This window comes from Pseudoalteromonas sp. Cn5-37, assembly GCF_021532495.1.
Taxonomy (GTDB): domain Bacteria; phylum Pseudomonadota; class Gammaproteobacteria; order Enterobacterales; family Alteromonadaceae; genus Pseudoalteromonas; species Pseudoalteromonas simplex.
In genome coordinates, this window is record NZ_JAKGBA010000075.1 from 1 (window position 1) to 3,203 (window position 3,203).

Annotated in this window: 3 protein-coding genes, 1 pseudogene and 1 other annotated feature; all 4 genes and pseudogenes read right to left on the reverse strand. The window is 46.6% G+C overall.

All coding sequences use genetic code 11. The annotated features are described in order from the left end of the window. Positions 1–138: pseudogene (locus tag L1266_RS22040) on the reverse strand (DDE-type integrase/transposase/recombinase); the annotation flags it as partial. Between the two features lie 83 nt (positions 139–221). Then, positions 222–1,751 carry a group II intron reverse transcriptase/maturase gene (ltrA, locus tag L1266_RS22045; RefSeq protein ID WP_055022429.1) on the reverse strand — a complete coding sequence of 510 codons (1,530 nt, stop codon included), beginning with the start codon at positions 1,749–1,751 and terminating at the stop codon, positions 222–224. 638 nt (positions 1,752–2,389) lie between these two features. Then, positions 2,390–2,830: an IS3 family transposase gene (locus L1266_RS22050; protein WP_082423037.1), complete on the reverse strand. Its 441-nt coding sequence runs from the start codon at positions 2,828–2,830 to the stop codon at positions 2,390–2,392. Next, positions 2,759–2,875: a sequence feature (AL1L pseudoknot), on the reverse strand. It overlaps the preceding gene by 72 nt. Further along, positions 2,833–3,153: a transposase gene (locus L1266_RS22055; protein WP_008130909.1), complete on the reverse strand. Its 321-nt coding sequence runs from the start codon at positions 3,151–3,153 to the stop codon at positions 2,833–2,835. Its footprint overlaps the feature before it by 43 nt. Positions 3,154–3,203 lie beyond the last annotated feature (50 nt).

Consider the following 3,203-nt stretch of genomic DNA (forward strand, 5'->3'; position numbering starts at 1 on the left):
CCAAATAGCTTGCTCTAACGCATCAAGAATAAGCTCTGTGTGCATTGTCGTTGATACACGCCAACCTACAATGTATCGTGAAAAAACATCTATCACGAAAGCGACATAAACAAACCCACTCCATGTGGCAAGTAGAGTAAGAGGCGGGGCGTAGTCGTGCTATCTCCCAACCTCTCCTCTCCGAACCGGACGTGCACCTTTCAGCGCATCCGGCTCTCCACTTAATTGTGGCTAACAGCCATTGCAACATCTTGATATCTTGAGGTGACAGTATTTCTGACCTCGTCCTCGTTCCGGCAATACGGGTTCGATTCTGGTAATCGCCATCTAAAAGGTCGTTTAGGGCTACTCACTAATCGAAATAGTGATTGACCGCATAAGTTGCCTTTGTTGCTCCTACCGAAATAGACCCATGTTTTCGCTTTGCCGGGTTCTGGTCGTCTGATCAACTTCATCATTAGCTTCTTGATGCTGGTTTTAAACTTAGCTGCGAACCAGTAAGCCAGTTTCCAGAATACCGCTCTGTCTATCTTACTATAAACCTTAGCCGTGAAATCGGTATGACGGTAAAACTGTGACCAGCCTTTAAGTTTCTGGTTAAGTTTTTCTATCTTATCGATTGGACTACAGCTATAGTCACCAGATAGTTCTTTGTTGAGCGAACAAGTAAACGCTCTCGCTTTATCTTTCGGGATAGTGCTGACCACACGCATGTTGCCTTTTGGGCCTCGTTTGCGGATCACTCTATGTCCCAAGAAGACAAAGCCGTCATTGACATGAGTAACTTGGGTCTTCTCCATGTTCAACGTAAGCTTGAGTTTGCTTTCCAGAAAGTCTCGGCATTGCTCTCGGATCACCTGCGCCTGTTGTTTGGTGCCTTTGACGATAACAACAAAGTCATCGGCATAACGACAGTATGCGACGCCAGGCTTCCATTGTCGCTCCTCCTCAAGGGCAGGCTTGCGACCGATCTTGATACTGTGGTTCCAGTACCAGCGATCTTTACGTGCCTTTTTGCTAAGGTAGCATTGGTTCAGGTACTGATCGAACTCATTAAGCATGATGTTTGACAGCAGTGGTGAGATCACGCCACCTTGCGGTACGCCTTGGTTAGTGGCACAGAACAGGTTCTTTTCAACATGACCGGCCTTGATAAAGAGCCAGAGCAGCTGATTGAACCGTTTACAGGCAATCCGTTTACGGACGCACTTCATCAATAATCGATGATGAACTGTATCAAAATAGCTCGACATATCGCCTTCAATCACCCAGCGTCCTTTCTCCTGACTGGAATCAGTCAACTGAAGTTTTACTGTCCGGATCGCGTGATGCACACTGCGTTCAGGTCTGAAGCCATAGGATAACGAGTGAAAGTCATTTTCCCAGATTGGCTCCATAGCCATTAGCATGGCGCGTTGCACTATGCGATCTTTCAGGGTAGGAATACCTAAAGGGCGTTGTTTGCCGTTTGTTTTGGGAATATAAATTCGCCTTGCCGGAAGTGGTTGATAAGAGCCATCTCTCAGTGCTTGGCTGAGTATGGCGAGCTCTTCATCTAACCCTTCTTTTAGATGGAATTTAGTGTTCCCGTCTACGCCCGGTGTTTTCGCTCCTCTGGCTGCAAGGGTGATTTCGGCTGCGTGTTTCAGCCATCGAGGATGACTAATTAAGCGCAGTAGTCGATTGACTCGTCGCGATTTATCCGCTTGAGTCCATGTTGCCAATTTACGTTGCATTTCACTGATTATCAAAGGTCTTCACCTCGTTAAGGTCAGCTAATTTGCCGACGTAAATCAATTAAGCTGCGCCCCTTCGCCATGTAATGGGCTTTCCCCATCCCGGACTACTACGAGCGCTCCGCCAGCCTATTTGTCATCGGGGTCATGCTCCCTTAGCATGCAAATAGACCTTCCCCGGTTTACCGGCCTGAACTCAAACATATTGGGGGGGATGCCGATCGCAGTCTTTAACCTTATCGTGCTGTAAGGTGATGACGCTTAAACGCAGACTTGTGATTTGGCGTTTATCCACTGGCAAGCACTTACATTTTGCTGACCAGTTCGGTTATTGCGCAGCTACTTATTGCACAATATCAGCGTCATACCGCCTGTTAACTCGTGTAGACGGTGGCGACGTTTCAGCCCACAGATGCGGATTAATCGGTTCATGTTCTTCATCCGTCCAATACTTAGTCTAGAGAAGCATCTTGGCTTAACGAATTCGCCTCACTTCCCGTTGTCAGCGAGTTACATTACCTTACCAGCATACGGTAAGTCACTGCCGCTCAGACTCATACTTCTGCACAACCAGAAGTAGCCATAACTTATTGGCTCCTGCCAATATTGTCATGGATTACAGACAGGTTCGTGGTTCAATTTAAACATCCTTGTTAGCCCTGAACTCCGGGCACACCATAGGTGATGTCAGCTACCCAAAGTTGATTTGGCTGCTCAGCAGTAAATTGACGATTAACTAAATCAAGTGGCTTATCTTGTTGCTCGTCAGGTATCGTTGTCTTATGTGCTTTACCCCGACGAACACCTTGAATTCCCATAACTCGCATCAATCGTTCGACTGTACAGCGGGCGACTTGATGGTCGTCAAGCTGTAGCTGCTTCCATATTTTTCTTGCACCATAAACTGACATATTATCCTCCCACACTTCGCGAATGAGTATTATCAGCTCAGCATCACGCTTTTTGCGGTTAGACAGTCGCTCAGGCTCTCTTTGTATCTGTTTATGAGAATAATACGTTGATGGTGCAATCGGCAATTCCTTGCAAATTGACTCGACACCGTAATGCTCTCTGCAAGCATCAATAAAATCCACTATTACTTCTGTTTGCGGTCGAGCTCCGCTTGGGCGAAAAAAGCGGCAGCTTGCCTCAGGATATCATTCGTTCGCTTGAGCTCTTTATTCTCGCGCTCTAAGACGGCAAGGCGTTCTTCAGTTGATTGCGTATTAGAAGAGGGTTTAGACGGTTGAGCTTGAGATTTCTTGACCCATGCTCTAAGTGTTTCTGGGGTACATCCCAGTTTATCTGAAATCGATACTAGCGCAGCCCAAAGAGAAGGGTATTCATGCTGTTGTGTGGTAACAAGCCTAATTGCACGTTCACGAAATTCTGATGTATAGCGATTTGATTTTTTCATAGTTCCAGTTTCTCAAGTTATTGAGTCTCTGGCAAACACGGGGCGATTCA